Origin of the sequence: Mesobacillus jeotgali (assembly GCF_002874535.1) — a bacterium.
Lineage (GTDB): Bacteria > Bacillota > Bacilli > Bacillales > Cytobacillaceae > Mesobacillus > Mesobacillus jeotgali.
Map to the genome: position 1 here is coordinate 1,310,108 of NZ_CP025025.1, position 17,072 is coordinate 1,327,179.

Here is a 17,072-nt window from a genome sequence, read left to right on the forward strand (position 1 = left end):
AATAAAGGGGGAATAACAGAATGGAAGAAAACCAGGGCGTCTGGGTATTCATTGAAGTAAATGATGGAACGATTGAAGGTGTTTCGCTGGAATTGCTGGGTGCGGGTAGGAAGCTTGCAGACAAGCTGGAAGTGCCGCTTTCAGGAGTGATGCTCGGGGAAGGCGTCATGCCCTTAGCTAATGAAGTTATCTATGCTGGTGCAGATCAAGTATATGTCGTTGATCATCCGGTCCTTAAGAATTATCGGACTGAATCATATATGAAGGGTGTCTGTGTACTGGCTGAAAAATATAAACCGGAAATCTTCCTTTATGGAGCAACACCAAATGGAAAAGATCTGGCGAGTGCTGTTGCAACGGACTTAAGTACTGGTTTGACCGCAGATACGACGATGCTTGATGTTGATGTTGAGAAAAGATTGCTCGAAGCCAGCCGTCCTGCTTTTGGCGGAAATATCATGGCAACCATTCTATGTAAAAAGCACAGGCCGCAAATGGCAACGGTACGCCCCAAGGTGATGAAAGCCCTTGAAACGGATGAAGGCAGGAAGGGAGTCATCATCGAAGAAGAGTTAGAACTCCGGGAAGAAGATATGCGCACTAAAGTGCTTAAAATTGTGAAGGACGTAACAAAAAAAGCAAGCCTTGCAGAAGCCCATGTCATCGTGGCTGGCGGAAAAGGTTTAGGCGACATTCAGGGATTCCAGCTTATTCATGAGCTAGCGGAAGTAATTGGTGCAAGTGTCGGGGGAACAAGGGATGTCGTTGAGGCAGGGTGGCTGAAGCATGAGCAGCAAATAGGCCAGACTGGCGAGACTGTCACTCCGAAAATCTATTTTGCCATCGGGATCTCAGGGGCAATCCAGCATGTTGAAGGAATGAAAAACTCTGAGCTGATCATCGCAATCAATAAGGATCCGAACGCTCCGATATTCGATGTTGCCACATATGGCATTGTTGGCGATGCAATGGAAATCGTGCCGAAACTGATCAAGCAGTTCAAAGAGCTCAGCAAAGAGAAGGGCGGGGAAATGAGCTATGTCTGAAAAATTTGATGTAATCGTCGTAGGAGCCGGCCCTGCTGGTACATCCTGTGCCTACAACTGTGCCAAAAATGGATTAAAAGTATTGTTGATCGAGCGCGGTGAATACCCAGGCTCAAAGAACGTAATGGGTGGAGTCCTTTACCGTAAACAGATGGAGGACATCATTCCAGAGTTCTGGAAGGAAGCACCCCTTGAAAGACCTGTCGTTGAACAACGATTCTGGATGATGGATAAAGAATCAGTTGTCCAGTTCGGTTACAAAGGTCTCGAATGGGCAGCTGAACCATATAATAACTTTACAGTACTCCGTGCGCATTTTGATCAATGGTTCGCACAGAAAGCTGTCGAACAAGGTGCATTGTTGATAAACGAAACAGTTGTCACTGAATGTATCGTTGAAAATGGAAAGGTTATAGGTGTGCGTACCGACCGGCCAGATGGAGAAGCATTTGCAGATGTTGTCGTGCTTGCAGACGGTGTTAACTCCCTGCTTTCCAAGCAGCTTGGCTTCCACAGGGAATTCCGTCCTGATGAAGTTGCCCTTACGGTTATGGAAGTAATCAATCTGCCAAAGGACAAAATCAATGACCGCTTCAATCTTGAAGGAAATCACGGTACTACGATTGAGATTTTCGGTGATTCAACAAAAGGCAACCTGGGTACAGCCTTCCTTTATACAAACAAAGAGAGCTTGAACATCGGGGTAGGAACGACACTGTCAAGCATGATCAAAGCCAAATTAAAGCCATATGAGCTACTTGATTACCTGAAAAAACATCCAATGGTGCGCCCTTATCTTGAGGGTGGGGAGTCAGCAGAATACCTGGCTCACTTGATTCCTGAAGGAGGATTCAATTCTGTGCCTAGAGTTGCAGGGAATGGTGTGCTTGTAGTAGGAGATGCCGCCCAGCTGGTCAATGCCATTCACCGTGAAGGCTCAAACATGGCGATGGCTTCAGGCCAAATGGCGGCGGAAGCAATCGTTGAGGCCAAAAAAGATGGCGACTTCAGTGAGAACAGCCTGAATCGATATAAGGAAGCATTATTCGGAAGCTTTATCATCAAAGACCTTGAAAAATATAAGGATGCAGCACATACTTTTGAGACTTACCCACAATACTTCAAGGAATACCTGCCAATGATGAACAAAGCGATGAGCAAGTTCTTCACAGTCGACGGAACACCGAAGAGAGAAAAGCAGAAGGAAATCATGCGCAGCGTGACGGCTGAAAAAGGAACCTTTAAGGTAATGCAAGACATCTATCGTGCCTGGAAGGCGGTGAAATAATGTCAACGACAAACATCGAGGAAAAACAATTTCTTTTAAGGTTTAAGTGTGACACAAAATCGCATCTGACAGTTTTGGATCATGACGTCTGCATGACTCAGTGCCCTGACAAACTCTGTACGGTATTCTGCCCGGCTGAAGTATATAAATGGGAAGGCAAGAGAATGCAGGTAGGCTATGAAGGCTGTCACGAATGCGGCAGCTGCCGAATTGGCTGCCCATACCAGAATATTAAATGGGAGTATCCAAAAGGCGGCCACGGAATCGTATTCAGGCTTGCTTAATATTCAAAGAAAAGGATCGACGGACGTATATTGTTCGTCGGTTTTTTTGCTGTTTTAAATGCTAGGAGGTTGAAGGGAAAACGATACTTGGTCCATTAAATGCACGAATAGTCATTGCTTGACTAATAGGTTCAAGAAAATGTCCAGAAATGCTTGAATGAGGATGAAAGAATCTTTTAAGATATTGAAAATAACAATAACAATAGTTCTATATTCATCATATGTAAGTTAATTCACAAATGGGTTCAAAAAAGGGTGGAGCTATAAGGAGAGGATAAATGAGGGGGGAGTTAACTGATTTTTTCTTGCTGGCATACTGCATGAAGCTGGTCTCTATGAATCTCTTTTTCTATTTTCCGCGCTGCCTCAACAGCTTCATCAAAACAGTCATACAGAGTTGAAGCGTATATTGGTTTGCCAGCATCATAGATTCCGGATGAATCTGATTTATATATCGTAACGTTCCAATGGTAAAATTCCCGGCCATCTTCCTGGTGCCCCTGAAGTCCAATCAGTAAATGAGTATGCAGCATGTCAGGCTGGAGATCAAGGAAGGCTTTCTTGTCAATGAGTCCCGCTGGCACAAGTGACTTTTCGTAAAAATCGCGATACAAATAATTTTGCAATGTAAATTCACTCCTTTTACTTTAAGCTATAAATTTATTATATGTAAGGATTTATAATATTTGAAGGATAATTGTTAAAATTTTTAGAAATTTTAACAAAGTGTCATTCTTTCTTCACATTTTCTCAATTTAACTAAAATTGTGATGCCTATCACAACCCCGAATGCGATAGCTTTCTATAATGAAACTATCAAAACAAATAGGAGGCCGATTAGGATGACAGGCTGTATGAGTGGTATCAACCAGGATTCAAGTTTTACATTAAGTGCAGGTCTTCAACAATTAAAAAATGAACATCCATCTTTATTGGAGATGCTTGCAAACCTTTTGGATATTTCATTGAAGATTGAGGAAGGTGAGCAAATGGAGGAGAATTTCTCTAAGCTGAGAGAGCTGGTCATTGAATTCCTTGCTGAGCTTGAACCGCATTCGGAGCGTGAAGAAGGCGTTTTATTTGAGATGATGGCTGTTTATATTGGAAGGGAAATGGGACCGATTGCAGTTATGGAATATGAACATGATCAGGCAAAGCGCTTCATTGGAACCTTCCTCCACAATACAAAGGATGGCACAACAGGTTTTACAAATGAGAAAATGATTGAAAATGCTCAAATGATAAAAAATGCTAACTACACTTTGGTGAGCCATTTCGCTAAGGAAGAAAGCATCCTTTTCCCAATGGCAGAGAATATGTTCAGCGAGGAAGAGAAGCAAGAGCTGGCAGCGCGTATTAAATTAATGTAAGTAATTAAAAAGGGTGAAGCCATCTAAGCTTCACCCTTTCTGTATATAAATTAAGCTTCTGTAATCGTTACAAGCTTAATGTCTTTCGTATCGAATCTGTAAAAAACATTATCCTCACCAGTGAATTCAATCTGGCCTTCTTGATCCTTGGCATCTTGGATGGCTTCTGAAATATTTTCTACCTCGATTGGTCGTGAAACTTTAAAATCCTTTTCAAAAAAATAGTTAATCTTAAACTTAGACATGATGATCTCCCTTCTTTTATCTTCATTTTCTTTTTTTCCTTAACAGGAGCATGCCTAAACATAAATATGCAAATGGAATATTTTTGTTAGGCTCTTTTCGTATACTTTGCGGCATTCTCAATTAATTATCATAACCTTGTTTAGTAGTACCCTTGAAAAGAACCTTTTATTAATTATTCCATTCAGCAAGTTTTTCATCTTTTGGAAGGAACATGGTCAATATTCCGAGCAAGGGAAGGAATCCGACACTGATCATCATCAGTGGCAAACCGATCAAGTCAGCAAGATACCCGAGTCCGACAGAACCAATTGCGCCCATTCCGAATGCGAGACCTACTGTCAGCCCGGCCATCGTCCCAATTTTACCAGGAACCAGCTCCTGGGCATATACCACTGTAACAGAAAAGCTCGACATCAGGATGAATCCGCTTATCGTCAGCAAAGCGAATGCAACTGCATAAGGCATAAATGGAATGATTGCTGAAAGGGGAGCAGTAGCAATCATCGAAAGAAAAATAATGTTTTTCTTACCAAAACGGTCTGCGAGCGGGCCCCCGAAAAATGTGCCGAACGCACCTGAAACAAGGAACGCAAACAGAAATATTTGTGCTTCCTTAATCGAAAGGCCATATTTATCGATTGCATAAAATGCATAGAAATTCGTCATACCAGAAATATACCAGGACCGGGCAAAAATCAAAAATAAAATTAGGACAAGCGCTACTTTGATATTCTTCGAGATTCCTTTATTCACTTGTTTGCTGGCCTGCTTGGCTTTGGCGGTTATTTTTTCATAATCCAATTTGCGGCTGTACCAGGCTGCGATATATAAAAGCAGACCAACGGCTATTGCCGCTACAAGCGTAAACCAAACTGCTCCGAATTGACCGAGTGGTACGAGAATGAGCGCTGTAATCAGCGGAGCAAGTGCCTGGCCGGAATTGCCCCCGACTTGATAAATGGACTGTGCCAATCCCCTACGCGGCCCGGCTGCCATATAGGCAACCCTGGAACCTTCTGGATGGAAAACAGCTGACCCAAGACCAATGAATAAAACTGAAAGAATTACAAACTCAAAACTCGACGCGAACGCGAGCCCGAGAACACCGAACATAGTCGAGGTCAAACCCAGCGGAAGGGCATAAGGCATTGGCTTTTTATCGGTTGCCATTCCTATCAAAGGCTGAAGAATGGAAGAAACGATATTCAATGAAAAGGCAATCATCCCTAATTGGGTGAATGAAAGGCCCATTGATTTTTCAAGAATTGGGAACATTGCAGGAATGACAGATTGGATGGAATCATTCAATAGATGTACTAATCCGATGATGAAGAGTATTTTATACGCAGTGTCGTTTTGATTCTGCGGTTTCGCACTGACAGCGGCAGCTGATTGGGTCATGATGGTCTCCTTCTTAAATTATTTCGGTTTCCTACATATCATTTTACAAAAAAATTCATGAGATAAAAATAGCTTTTCTATTGAAATATATGGTCTAATATAATTTAGAAAATACAGATTATTTAGCTAGGGGGACAATCGAATGGAAATAGCTGTGAGTTCATTGATGACCCAGGAAATTTTACAAAGTTTCCTGGAGCGTTTCGGCTTGGAGAGAGAAGTTAAAAAGCTTGGTGATTTTGAGAATTATGTTTATGAAACTTATAGAAATGGTCATCCATATATAATGAGGCTTACGCATAGTTCCCACAGGAGCAAGGATGAGGTTCTGTCCGAATTGGACTGGATGATGCATTTAAACAGCAAAGGTCTGTCTGTCCCAGAAGTTTACCCCTCGACACGAGGATACCTTGTGGAAGAAATTCTGGCAGCAGATAATAGTGGGTTTTATGGCTGCTTATATGCAAAGGCAAGCGGAAAGGCAGTCAGTGTCCGTTCTGATGAATTCAATCTAGAGCTTTTCAAGAAATGGGGGGAAACGACGGGAAGGATGCATCATGCCACAAAATCCTATAAGCCATCTGCAGGCATAATAAAACGCAGCAGCTGGGATGAGGATGACCTCTTGTCAGTTGAAAAATATTACCCTGCTGACGAGAGAGAATTAGTAGAAAACGCAAAAGAAGTGATTGCCTCGATTTCTGCCCTTGCGAAAAATGTGGATAATTACGGCATCATCCATGGCGATATTCATTCCGGTAATTTCTTTTATGATGGAGAACAGATTCACGTATTCGACTTCGATGATGCGAGTTACCATTGGTTCGCTTCAGATATTGCGATCCCTCTGTACTATTCAATCATATATCGAATCCCTGCCAGCGATGAAGCGGAGCGAAACCGCTTTGGCAAGTTGTTTCTGGACGCTTTTATCGAAGGGTATCAAAAAGCGAACCAGCTGCCAGAGAACTGGCGAGAACAGATTAGATTGTTTCTGATGCTACGTGATATTGTCCTATACGCAGTATTGCATAAAAAAATCGCCCCAGAGGAAAGGGACGAAAAGTTGAAGATTATGATGGATGAAATCGCAGACAGAATCAGGAACAAAAAGGCGATTGTGAAAATAGATTAAGGGTTTCGATTGTTTCTCTTATAAACGGTATACAGTAAGTAGGTCCCACTCAATAGAAGAATGACCAACAGGAAGAAGAAAAAGAACCCAATTTCTTCAATTAGCGTACTCAAATAGGCAATCAATGCAATATCTGTGATTACAGAGATAATTAGAAAGTAGCGGATGTATTGTGGGTACATGATCTCTCACCTGCTTTCATTTACTATTATGTATGTTTATCGTTCAAGTAATACAAAAACACCAGAGCATTCGCTACTGGTGTTTTGTTTTGAAGGAGGGATATATTGAGAAATGTCCAGCTTTAGCGCTTGTCGGGGCTGACCAAGGCGCTTTCGCTTTTCTTTGTCCAGCTCCAGCGCCTAGCCCCTCGAGACGCTTGTCTAGTGTAGCCTCCTAGAAACTCCGAAACTTCAACTCCGCCGGCAGAAGCAAAGAACGCATCTTTGTCGGAGTCTCCAGTTTCTGCGTTTCTGGGCAGTCGGCTATACCTTTCGATTTCGGTCCTGCCAATGAAGTCAAAGAACGACTTCACTGTCAGGTCCTCCAGCGCTTATCGGGGCTGACCAAGGCGCTTTCGCTTTTCTTATTACCAACCGCGGCTGGCACCGCCTCCTCCGGAAGAACCGCCTCCTCCTCCTCTAGGGCCACCGCCACCGCCGCCTCTTGATATGATCGATAGCAACAGATAGGTAAGGGTGCCTCCGAAAAACATAAAATCGAGGACCACGACGCCGATTACGATGATGATGAGCAGCCAGGACGGTATCGGCAAGTCTTGCTGCTGCTGGACATCACGCTCAGCACTCCCGAATTCATTTGTACCTGAGACTTCGTTGGCAAGCGCTTGGTAAGTATTCATGACAGCAAGGTTTGGCTGGTCATTTTGCAAATGTGGAATCGCATATTCATCAAGGATTCGGCCAGCTTTGCCGTCTGGGATAATTCCCTCAAGTCCATATCCGACTTCGATCCTGATTTTCTTTTCCTGCATAGCTATTACAAGCAGCACGCCATTATCGTTTTCTTCCGTTCCAAGCCCAAATTTACGGTAAGCCTCGACAGAGTATTCTTCTATGCTTGACTCACCGATCGAGTCAACAGTAAGGACAGCAATCTGGGAAGTAGTCTGGTCGTCGATCGATCTTCCGATGTTTTTTAATTGTATTTCCTCGTTCTCGTTTAAAACATTTGCGAAATCCTGGACATAAATATCACCAACTGGGGAAGGTATCTCATTTGGTGCCGCGATTGCCCCGGCCGGAATCAGCAATAGCAGGATGCCAAGTATTGCTGCAAGGCCAGGTAATCTTTTTTGGTTCATCGTCAGCCTCCAAAATCAACCTCAGGGGCTTCCTGTGCCTGAGGGTCCGCCTGGAAGTATTCCTTCTCATCAAAACCTGTTATGTTAGCAATAATGGCACCTGGAAATTGCTTAACTTTCCTATTATAAACGGATACCTGGTCATTATAATCCTTCCTTGCCACAGACAATCTGTTCTCAGTTCCTGCAAGCTCATCCATCAGTTGAGTGAACTGCCTGTCCGCTTTCAGGTTTGGGTAGTTCTCAACAACCACAAGCAAGCGGCTTAACGCACTGGACAACTCGGCATTAGCGGTTGCCTGTTCCTCTGGTGAATTCGCCCCGGCTAATCTTGCACGTGCATCTGAAATAGATTGGATGACTTCTTTTTCATGAGCTGCATACCCCTTTACTGAATTGACAAGGTTTGGGATCAGATCGAGCCTTCTCTGAAGCTGGTTTTCTACCTGTGCATATGCATTATTGACATTTTCTTCTTCAGCAACGAAGTTATTGTAACTGCCAACTCCCATCATGATGAAGATTCCTAATATGACTAATAAGCCGATAACAATTCCTAAACCTTTTTTCATCTTAGCCACTCCTAATTCATTGTTGTAAGTTGATGCCCGTATTTTTCCCTTAATTGAGAGGGTTTTAAACTTAGTGCATAGGACATCCCTTTGTAAAAAAAATAAAGTTAACAGATTCACTGTAGGACATTCATTAGTTTTTCTTATAAAATTAAGGGAAATACTGATAAAAACAACAAATTCAGATATACTCTAGTTATGGATTAGTCGTTTATTGTAAAGGAATGAAATTGTATGAACAATGAGAGAGAAAAATCTTTAAAGTTATTTATTGTATTGTCGAGAGCTTACAGGGCTGTTAATGAAAAAGTGAATAAGGTCATCCAAAGAAATGGCCTCAACCCGACTGAATTTGCCGTCCTTGAGCTTCTATACCACAAGGGTGAACAGCCATTGCAGCAAATCGGGGGAAAGATACTCCTGGCAAGCGGCAGTATTACCTATGTAGTCGATAAGCTTGAAGAAAAGGGATACTTAAATAGAGTAGCCTGCCCGAAAGACCGCAGGGTAACATATGCGAAAATTTCTGATGATGGAAGAAAGTTGATAGAAGAGATTTTCCCGGAACATAGTGCATTGATCCATGAGCTTATGGATAGCCTGAATGATGATGAAAAAGTTTCAGCAATTGAATTGCTAAAAAAGCTGGGCCTTTCTGTCAGCAAATATTAAAAACGGCAAAAGCCGTTTTTTTTATTGTTTTTTTTCGGAAAAGTTGACGAAAAGAACAAGTAATTAAAAGGAAAAAAGGGAATATCCGTAGAATAGGATAGGGATGGGATAAACATACATCCCTTATAAAGATAAAGGGGGCAATACCATGAAATTTGAGCAATATACATATACACGCCCGAATTTGGATGAGGTCACTGCCAAATTCGATAAACTGCTTGAACAATTCAAAATTGCTGGATCCGTTGAAGAGCAAAGCATAGCAATGAATGGAATCAACGAATTGCGTAATGACGTTGGTACCATGTTCAATCTTTGCTATATTCGCCATTCAATCGATACCGAGGATGAATTCTATAAGCAGGAGCAGGATTTTCTGGATGACTTCGCGCCACAGGTAGAGGGTTTGGTGACAAAATATTATGAAGCACTTGTTTCTTCTCCTTACCGTGATGAGCTTGAAGCAAAATGGGGACATCAGCTATTCGCTCTTGCTGAAGCTCAATTAAAACAATTTTCACCAGAAATTGTTCCTTTGATGCAAAAAGAAAACAAGCTTTCCACTGAATATACAAAACTTGTGGCATCAGCTAAAATCATGTTTGAAGGCGAAGAGCGTACTCTTGCGCAGCTTGATCCTTTTACCGAGTCTAAAGACCGTGAAACAAGAAAGAAAGCAAGTGAAGCCAAATTCGCATTCTTCTCTGAGCATGGAGAAGAATTTGACCGTATTTATGATGAGCTTGTAAAAGTCCGTACAGAAATGGCCCACAAGCTTGGCTACAGCAATTTTGTTGAGTTGGCATACTACCGGATGTTCCGTACTGACTATGACAGCAGCATGGTAGCAGCATTCAGGGACCAGGTCCACAAGTACATTGTTCCGGTTGCGTCAAAACTTAAAGAACGTCAGAAGAACCGAATTGATATCAATGAGTTAAAATACTATGATGAGTCATTTGATTTCAAAACCGGTAATGCAGCACCAAAGGGAACCCCTGAGTGGATCGTTGAAAACGGTCAGAAAATGTATGATGAGCTGTCACCTGAGACGGGTGAATTTTTCCGTTACATGAATGAGAACAACCTGATGGACCTGGTTGCGAAGAAAGGCAAAGCAGGCGGGGGATATTGCACATACATTGAAAACTATAAGTCACCATTCATATTCTCGAATTTTAACGGAACCTCAGGTGATATTGATGTCCTGACGCACGAAGCTGGGCACGCCTTCCAGGTATATTCAAGCCGTCATTTTGAAATTCCGGAATATAATTGGCCAACTTATGAGGCCTGTGAGATCCACTCAATGAGCATGGAATTCTTTACATGGCCATGGATGGACCTATTTTTCAAGGAAGATACCGATAAATATAAATTCTCGCACCTAAGTAGCGGTTTGCTATTCATGCCATACGGAGTTTCTGTTGACGAATTCCAGCACTGGGTGTACGAGAATCCAGAAGCTACACCAGCAGAAAGAAAGCAACAATGGCGCGAGATCGAGAAGAAGTACCTCCCGCATAAAGATTATGATGGAAATACTTATTTAGAAGAAGGCGGATTCTGGCAGCGACAGGGTCATATCTACAACTCGCCTTTTTACTACATCGATTACACACTTGCGCAAATTTGTGCATTTCAATTCTGGAAGCGTTCAAGAGAAAATCAGGAAGAAGCATGGAAAGATTATGCTAACCTATGCAAGCTGGGAGGAAGCATGGCTTTCACTGACCTAGTCAAGGAAGCAAACCTGATTTCCCCGTTTGAAGAAGGCTGCGTCCAGTCAGTAATTGGTGAAATCGAAAGCTGGCTTGATTCTGTCGACGACAGCAAGCTGTAAATAGGAAAAGCGAAACTCTTAGTGGCTTCGCTTCAGACTGCAGACAAACGATAAAATCGGTTTGTCTGCAGTTTTTTTTGTATTTTTTGTTAGGTTTTGGATTTGCTAATCCAGAAACTTAGCATTACCCGAAAATACGAGTATGGATTCAAAGCTGTAAGAGGGGAGCCACTGCACATAGGAATAGAATCACTAAGGTTATCTTGGCTCCAATCTACCTTATTGGTGACCACTTTTTGAGATTTTGCGGATTTTAGGGCGCCTATAGTCCTTATTGGTGACCATTTTTCGAGATTTTGAGGATTTTAGGGAGCCAATAACCCTTATTGGTGACCTCTTTTCGAGATTTCGAGGATTTAAGGTCACCAATAGTCGCTATTAATGACCTTTTAAACAAATTACAACATAGATTAGTAATCAATCGAACCTAAGGCATCCTCAGCTTCTCATTGAAAAAGCCCGCATGCAGATGCGGGCTTCTTCATTATTGGTTACGTTCTTTTTTCACCTGACGGAAGAAAAATACTTCATAAATAACCGGTATCAAAATCAACGTTAATAGGGTAGACGAGGTTAGCCCTCCGATTACGGTTACTGCCAGCCCTTTTGAAATCAAGGTGCCAGATGAAGTGGTAAGCGCCAGTGGGATCAATGCAGCGATTGTCGCAAAAGCTGTCATCAGGATTGGGCGCAGTCTTGTGATTCCGGCTTCAATAAGAGCCTCACGGATTGGCATACCTTTCTCTGTACGGTTCTGGCCAATTCGGTCGACCATGACAATCGCATTGGTCGTAACGATACCAATCAGCATCAGCAGTCCAATCATTACGCTTACTGACATTGGTTCATCGGCAATCCACAGTCCCAGCAAAGAGCCGATTGGAACGAAAATCAATGAAGACAGGATGATGAACGGAATCCTCGCCTGACCGAATGTAATCAGCATGGTCAGATAGACAAGTCCGATGGCCACGACCATAGCAATTCCTAGCTGAGTGAATGTTTCAACTGTCTCATCACTGCCGCCTCCGCCTTCAAGGGAAACTTCATCAGGCAGTTCAATGTCATTTTGGACACCATCTATAACGGCATTCGAAACGGCTCTAATATCATTTGAATCAATCTGTGCAGAAACTCGCGCGAATATCTTGCCATCTAATTTCTGGATCGAAGTGAATGCTTCCGTTTCAGTGATATTAGCGACTTCAGTGATTGGAACAGGTCCTTGTTGAGTGAAGATGACCGTGTTTTTAAGATCTTCGATTGTTTCGGACTTTTCATCATAGGTGATGGCAACACGACGTTCTTCATCGCCGAGTTTCATAATGCCAGCGTCAACGGGCTTTGTTTTATCAGTGATTGTACCCAGGATTTGGAATCCTGAAATACCTAATTGAGCAGATTTTTCAGGGTCGATATCTACAATCACTTGCTTTTGTTTTTCCGAAAAATTGTTAGAAACATATTTTAAGTCTTCCTGTTTCATCATGTATTCTTCTACCCTGGCGGCCGCGTCCTGCAAGACGGCCAGATCAGTAGAGTACAAGTCAATGTTCACATTATTATTTGATGGCGGACCGCCAGTAGATTGCTCCTGGATACCGATTTTCGCATCCGGCTCTATTGACAGAACGATTTCTTCCATTTCTTTTTCAAGCTCAGGTATGAACTCTGAAACACTTGCACCATCTCCCAGACTGATAAAATAGTTCGCCTGGTTCTGGCGTTTAAGACCAGTTTGGAAATCGCGGCTGCCGATCCCCACCGTCACATCATTTATTTCCTCTTGCTCTGAGAACATGTTCTCGACCTTCAAAGAGATTTCATTCGTCTTTTCTAATGAAGTGGAAGATGGCAGCTGGAAGGTAGCGACCAACAGTTTTTGCTCTTCATTCGGAATGAACGTGAAGCCAAGGCCTTTGACAAGGAATCCTGAACCAGCAAGCAGGGCAATGGATAGGAAGATGATAAGAGCTTTATGGTTCAGGGACCATTTGATTGAAGATGCATATGCTCTCTGCAACGTACCTACTTTTTCTTCCTTTGGCACCTTCTTGAATGAGAATTTTGCCAGGATAGGGACAATCGTGACGGCTACAATTAATGACGCCAGCAAAGAAAATACAATCGTAAGCGCAAAAGGAAGGAAGAACTCACCGGTAATTCCCCCGACAAGTCCTAAAGGCAGGAATACAACAACCGTAGTTATGGTAGAGGAAGTGATTGCCTTCAGAATTTCCTTCGTTGAATCCTGGATCAATTCATCTGTCATGGCTTTATTGGTTTTCCGCACTCTGCGGAAGATGTTCTCAATAACTACAATACTATCATCGACCACCCGGCCAACGGCTACAGCCATGCCCCCAAGTGTCATGATGTTCAAAGAAATATCAAGCTGATTCAAAAAGATTGACGAAATCAATAGCGAAAGTGGAATCGATACAATCGCGATAATCGTTGCCCTGAAGTTCCTCAGGAAAATAAGTACAGCGATCGAAGCGAACAAGGCACCCAGCAAACCTTCCTTTACCAGGGTATTTACCGATTTTTCAATTCCTTCCGCAGAATCGAAACCAATCGCGTATTCGAGACGGTCGTCATAGCTATTGATGACGGCTAAAACCCTCTCTGCGACTTCGACCGTATTTGCATCCTGCTTTTTCGTGATGGCCATTGATAATGATTCTTTCTCATTGTAGCGGGTGATTTCAGGTTTTTCCGTTACAACCTCAATTGAGGCAATATCCCCCAGTTTTACTGGCGGTGCATTTGGTGCAAATTTGGACTGAATCACCAGGTTTTCGAGCTCGTTGATTTCCTCTATTTTTTCCTGGACCCTTACTGGTACCTGGATTTCGTTTTCATTTAGGTTGCCAGCAGGAAAGCTGAACTTCTTGGCATTAATCGTTTCTTTAATCTCATTCAAACTAAGGGCAAGCTTAGCAGCCTTTTCCTGGTCAACGGTTATTTGGAGGATATCTTCAGTCATACCGCCAACTGAAACACTATTTATTCCCTGGATTTTATTCAGTTCAGGAATGATTTCATCGTTTACAAGCTGTTCAAGGTCCTGATCACCTTTGGCAAAAAGGGAAATATTGAAAATCGGGAATGTGCCAAATGAAAATCGGTTTACACTTGTCTGTACATTTTCAGGAAGTCCTGCCTCCTTGATGAAGGAATTAACCTGCTGTTCAGCATCATCCAGTTCGGTATCAAAAGGGAATTCAAGATTGATGATTGAGATGCTTTCAAATGAAGAACTCTGGAGTTTTTTGAGTCCATCAATGCCCTTGAATTTGGTTTCTAGCTTCTCTGTCACTTGCTCATTTATATCCTGAGGTGATGCCCCTGGATAAATGACTTCTACTGAAAGCTGGGGAAACTCAATATTCGGCAGTAAATCGACCTTCAGGCGGGTGAAGGAATACAGTCCGCCGAGAATTAATAAAAAGGAAATGATAAAAACAGCAAAAGCATTTTTAAGACTGAATCTTGTTAAAAATCCCATTAGGTTTACCTCGTTTCATAAAAAAGTTATGCTCTTATTCTATATGTCTTTTATGTACTTTTCATTTTTAAACTGTAAAAATTTTAAATAGATTTTTCGCATTGATTGTTACTTTGTAACAAAGCTTAACCTGCACTGGGACTCTTTACAAAAAATTCAAAGTACAACAAAGGTGAGGAGAGCATAAAAAAAGGTCCGGATTCACTCCGAACCTCAAAAGCTTTTATTTACGCTTAATGGTGATTGCATCATTTTCTATGACTGCGCTCAATTGAACCGCATCCGGTTCTTCAAGAATGAAGTCAGCAATGGAATCCTCCAGCTGCTCTTGAATGGAACGGCGAAGCGGTCGAGCGCCAAATGCTGGGTGATACCCAAGCTCAGCTAATTTTCCCTTCACTTCTGCTGTCACTTCGAGGCTGATGTTTTGCTCTTCAAGTGTTCCTTGCAGTTCAGAAAGCATTAAGTCAACAATCTGTAGTAGGTGTTCTTTTTCAAGCGACTTGAACTCAATGATGCTATCGAAGCGGTTAAGGAATTCCGGCTTGAAGAAGCCTCCCAGTGAGTCAAGAATGCTTGACTCATTTACAGCTGTGCTTTGGCCAAAACCTACCTTGATTGTCTTGTGCCCGACGCCTGCGTTACTTGTCATGATGATCACTGTGTCCTTGAAGCTGACGGTGCGTCCCTGGCTGTCGGTCAGGCGGCCATCCTCAAGAATCTGCAGGAACATGTGCTGGACATCCGGATGAGCTTTTTCGATTTCATCCAACAAAATGATGCTATACGGGTTGCGGCGAACCTTTTCGGTCAGCTGGCCAGCTTCATCATGGCCGACATATCCTGGAGGTGAACCAATCAGCTTGGATACGCTGTGCTTTTCCATATACTCACTCATGTCGAGACGAATCATTGCATCTTTAGAGCCAAAAAGCTCTTCTGCCAATGTTTTGGTCAGTTCCGTTTTACCGACTCCTGTTGGTCCCACAAATAGGAAGGATCCAATTGGGCGGTTCTTTGATTTCAGGCCAGCACGGCTGCGCCGAATTGCCTTCGCTACTTTCTGCACAGCTTCCTCCTGGCCAATTACCTTGCCATTAAGGTTTGCGACTAGATTCTTCATCCTTGCTTGTTCGTCCTCCTGAAGTTTGCCCACTGGAATTCCAGTCTTCTTCTCGATGATTTCCTGGATATGCTGGACTGTTACAACAGGTCTTACTTCAGTACCATTGTCATTTAATGCTTTTTCCAGCTTTGCTTCTTCGTCACGAAGCTTTGCAGCAGTTTCATAGTCTTCCTGCTTCAATGCTTCATCTTTTTCCCTAGCGATTTCAGCAAGTCGGCTTTCAGCATCATTTTTATCTGTATAGTCAGAAATAAGGTTAAGCTTAGAACCCGCTTCATCCATTAAATCGATTGCTTTATCAGGAAGAAAGCGATCCTGGATATAACGATGTGATAGCTGTACACATGCCTTGATTGTTTCATCTGAAAAGGAAACCTGATGGAAATCTTCGTACTTGAATTGAATTCCTTTCAGGATTTCGACAGCCTCATCAACTGTTGGTTCCAGGACATGTACTGGCTGGAAGCGTCTCTCGAGAGCTGCATCCTTTTCAATCTGACGATACTCCTTCAGAGTTGTCGCACCTACTACATGCAGCTCACCGCGGGCAAGTGCTGGCTTCAGAATATTGCCTGCATCCATGGATCCTTCGGCAGACCCAGCACCAACAAGCTGGTGTATTTCATCAATGAACAGAATGATATTTTTACGTGCCTGTAATTCAGAAATAAGCTGTTTCATTCTCTCCTCAAATTGCCCGCGAATTCCTGTATTGGAGACCATGGAGGCTACATCTAAAAGATAAACTTCCTTGTTCTTCAGCTTATCTGGGACTGCACCTTCAACAATCTTTAGAGCGAGTCCTTCAGCAATGGCTGTTTTACCCACACCAGGTTCACCAATAAGCACAGGGTTATTTTTATTTCTTCTATTTAAAATCTCGATAACTCGTTTTACTTCATCATCTCGCCCAATTACTGGGTCAATTAAGCCGGTCTTAGCAATTTGGGTCAAATTTCTTCCATATTGATCGATAAAGCCATTTCCTCCGCCAGCTGTTTTCGTGGCAGCAGCGGCCGGGTCACGGTTAGGTTTTAGATCATTACCTGAAAACTGTTTGAACATATCGTTAAAAGGCGGATAGCCAAAGGAAGCACCTAATTTCTCTTTTTCTGTGTGGTAGCAATCTTCACAGAGCAATAAATGCTTCTGATTACCGTTTAAATTTACCCTCAACTGGATATTTGCGTGTTTTTCCTGGCAATTTTGGCAAAGCATTTAAATTCCTCCTTCAAAAATGTAATTTCTATTTAA

At 42.6% G+C, this 17,072-nt stretch carries 16 protein-coding genes; 7 read left to right on the forward strand and 9 right to left on the reverse strand.

Translation table 11 applies throughout. The annotated features are described in order from the left end of the window. The first annotated feature begins 20 nt into the window (after positions 1-20). The 3 genes from CD004_RS06370 to CD004_RS06380 are packed head-to-tail and all read left to right on the forward strand — an operon-like array spanning position 21 to position 2,618. Positions 21-1,046: an electron transfer flavoprotein subunit alpha/FixB family protein gene (locus tag CD004_RS06370; protein ID WP_102261993.1), complete on the forward strand. Its 1,026-nt coding sequence runs from the start codon at positions 21-23 to the stop codon at positions 1,044-1,046. Beyond that, positions 1,039-2,334, forward strand: a complete 1,296-nt coding sequence (locus tag CD004_RS06375; protein WP_102261994.1) for an FAD-dependent oxidoreductase — start codon at positions 1,039-1,041, stop codon at positions 2,332-2,334. The genes CD004_RS06370 and CD004_RS06375 overlap by 8 nt, the downstream gene beginning before the upstream one ends. Then, the gene (locus CD004_RS06380) at positions 2,334-2,618 is read left to right on the forward strand and encodes a ferredoxin family protein (protein WP_023615122.1); all 285 of its coding nucleotides are present in this window, start codon (positions 2,334-2,336) and stop codon (positions 2,616-2,618) included. The genes CD004_RS06375 and CD004_RS06380 overlap by 1 nt, the downstream gene beginning before the upstream one ends. Positions 2,619-2,908: 290 nt before the next feature. Here the strand turns inward: CD004_RS06380 and CD004_RS06385 are convergent, their stop codons facing one another. Then, the gene (locus CD004_RS06385) at positions 2,909-3,244 is read right to left on the reverse strand and encodes a hypothetical protein (protein ID WP_102261995.1); all 336 of its coding nucleotides are present in this window, start codon (positions 3,242-3,244) and stop codon (positions 2,909-2,911) included. A 216-nt stretch (positions 3,245-3,460) separates the two neighbouring features. Here CD004_RS06385 and CD004_RS06390 point away from each other — a divergent pair, with 216 nt between their 5' ends. Beyond that, positions 3,461-3,988, forward strand: a complete 528-nt coding sequence (locus tag CD004_RS06390; RefSeq protein ID WP_158651498.1) for a hemerythrin domain-containing protein — start codon at positions 3,461-3,463, stop codon at positions 3,986-3,988. Between the two features lie 50 nt (positions 3,989-4,038). On the opposite strand, the gene CD004_RS06395 is transcribed toward CD004_RS06390, so the two are convergent. Both CD004_RS06395 and CD004_RS06400 read right to left on the reverse strand, forming a co-directional pair. Next, complete coding sequence (locus CD004_RS06395) at positions 4,039-4,233, reverse strand: hypothetical protein (RefSeq protein WP_023615119.1); 195 nt, start codon at positions 4,231-4,233, stop codon at positions 4,039-4,041. 169 nt (positions 4,234-4,402) lie between these two features. After that, entirely contained in the window at positions 4,403-5,635 is a 1,233-nt protein-coding gene (locus CD004_RS06400) for an MFS transporter (protein WP_102261997.1), read from the reverse strand. Positions 5,636-5,777: 142 nt separating this feature from the next. Between CD004_RS06400 and CD004_RS06405 the strand changes: the two genes are divergently transcribed. Further along, the gene (locus CD004_RS06405) at positions 5,778-6,770 is read left to right on the forward strand and encodes a phosphotransferase enzyme family protein (protein WP_102261998.1); all 993 of its coding nucleotides are present in this window, start codon (positions 5,778-5,780) and stop codon (positions 6,768-6,770) included. Here CD004_RS06405 and CD004_RS06410 read toward each other — a convergent pair. The 4 genes from CD004_RS06410 to CD004_RS06425 all read right to left on the reverse strand — a co-directional run bounded on the left by CD004_RS06410 (position 6,767) and on the right by CD004_RS06425 (position 8,666). Further along, the gene (locus tag CD004_RS06410; protein WP_102261999.1) at positions 6,767-6,952 is read right to left on the reverse strand and encodes a hypothetical protein; all 186 of its coding nucleotides are present in this window, start codon (positions 6,950-6,952) and stop codon (positions 6,767-6,769) included. The two genes, CD004_RS06405 and CD004_RS06410, sit on opposite strands and share 4 nt — an antisense overlap. Before the next feature lie 122 nt (positions 6,953-7,074). After that, positions 7,075-7,305, reverse strand: coding sequence for a hypothetical protein (locus CD004_RS06415; protein WP_102262000.1), 231 nt, complete (start codon positions 7,303-7,305; stop codon positions 7,075-7,077). A gap of 54 nt (positions 7,306-7,359) precedes the next feature. Then, on the reverse strand, positions 7,360-8,094 hold the full coding sequence (locus tag CD004_RS06420) for a TPM domain-containing protein (RefSeq protein WP_102262001.1): 735 nt from the start codon (positions 8,092-8,094) through the stop codon (positions 7,360-7,362). A 2-nt stretch (positions 8,095-8,096) separates the two neighbouring features. Continuing rightward, on the reverse strand, positions 8,097-8,666 hold the full coding sequence (locus CD004_RS06425; RefSeq protein ID WP_102262002.1) for a LemA family protein: 570 nt from the start codon (positions 8,664-8,666) through the stop codon (positions 8,097-8,099). Between the two features lie 234 nt (positions 8,667-8,900). Here CD004_RS06425 and CD004_RS06430 point away from each other — a divergent pair, with 234 nt between their 5' ends. Together CD004_RS06430 and CD004_RS06435 are read left to right on the forward strand one after the other, a co-directional pair. After that, the gene (locus CD004_RS06430; RefSeq protein ID WP_102262003.1) at positions 8,901-9,338 is read left to right on the forward strand and encodes a MarR family winged helix-turn-helix transcriptional regulator; all 438 of its coding nucleotides are present in this window, start codon (positions 8,901-8,903) and stop codon (positions 9,336-9,338) included. A 148-nt stretch (positions 9,339-9,486) separates the two neighbouring features. Then, the gene (locus CD004_RS06435) at positions 9,487-11,181 is read left to right on the forward strand and encodes a M3 family oligoendopeptidase (protein WP_102262004.1); all 1,695 of its coding nucleotides are present in this window, start codon (positions 9,487-9,489) and stop codon (positions 11,179-11,181) included. 484 nt (positions 11,182-11,665) lie between these two features. Here the strand turns inward: CD004_RS06435 and CD004_RS06440 are convergent, their stop codons facing one another. Both CD004_RS06440 and CD004_RS06445 read right to left on the reverse strand, forming a co-directional pair. Beyond that, on the reverse strand, positions 11,666-14,692 hold the full coding sequence (locus tag CD004_RS06440) for an efflux RND transporter permease subunit (protein ID WP_102262005.1): 3,027 nt from the start codon (positions 14,690-14,692) through the stop codon (positions 11,666-11,668). 223 nt (positions 14,693-14,915) lie between these two features. Next, entirely contained in the window at positions 14,916-17,036 is a 2,121-nt protein-coding gene (locus tag CD004_RS06445) for an ATP-dependent Clp protease ATP-binding subunit (RefSeq protein WP_102262006.1), read from the reverse strand. Positions 17,037-17,072: the final 36 nt, after the last annotated feature.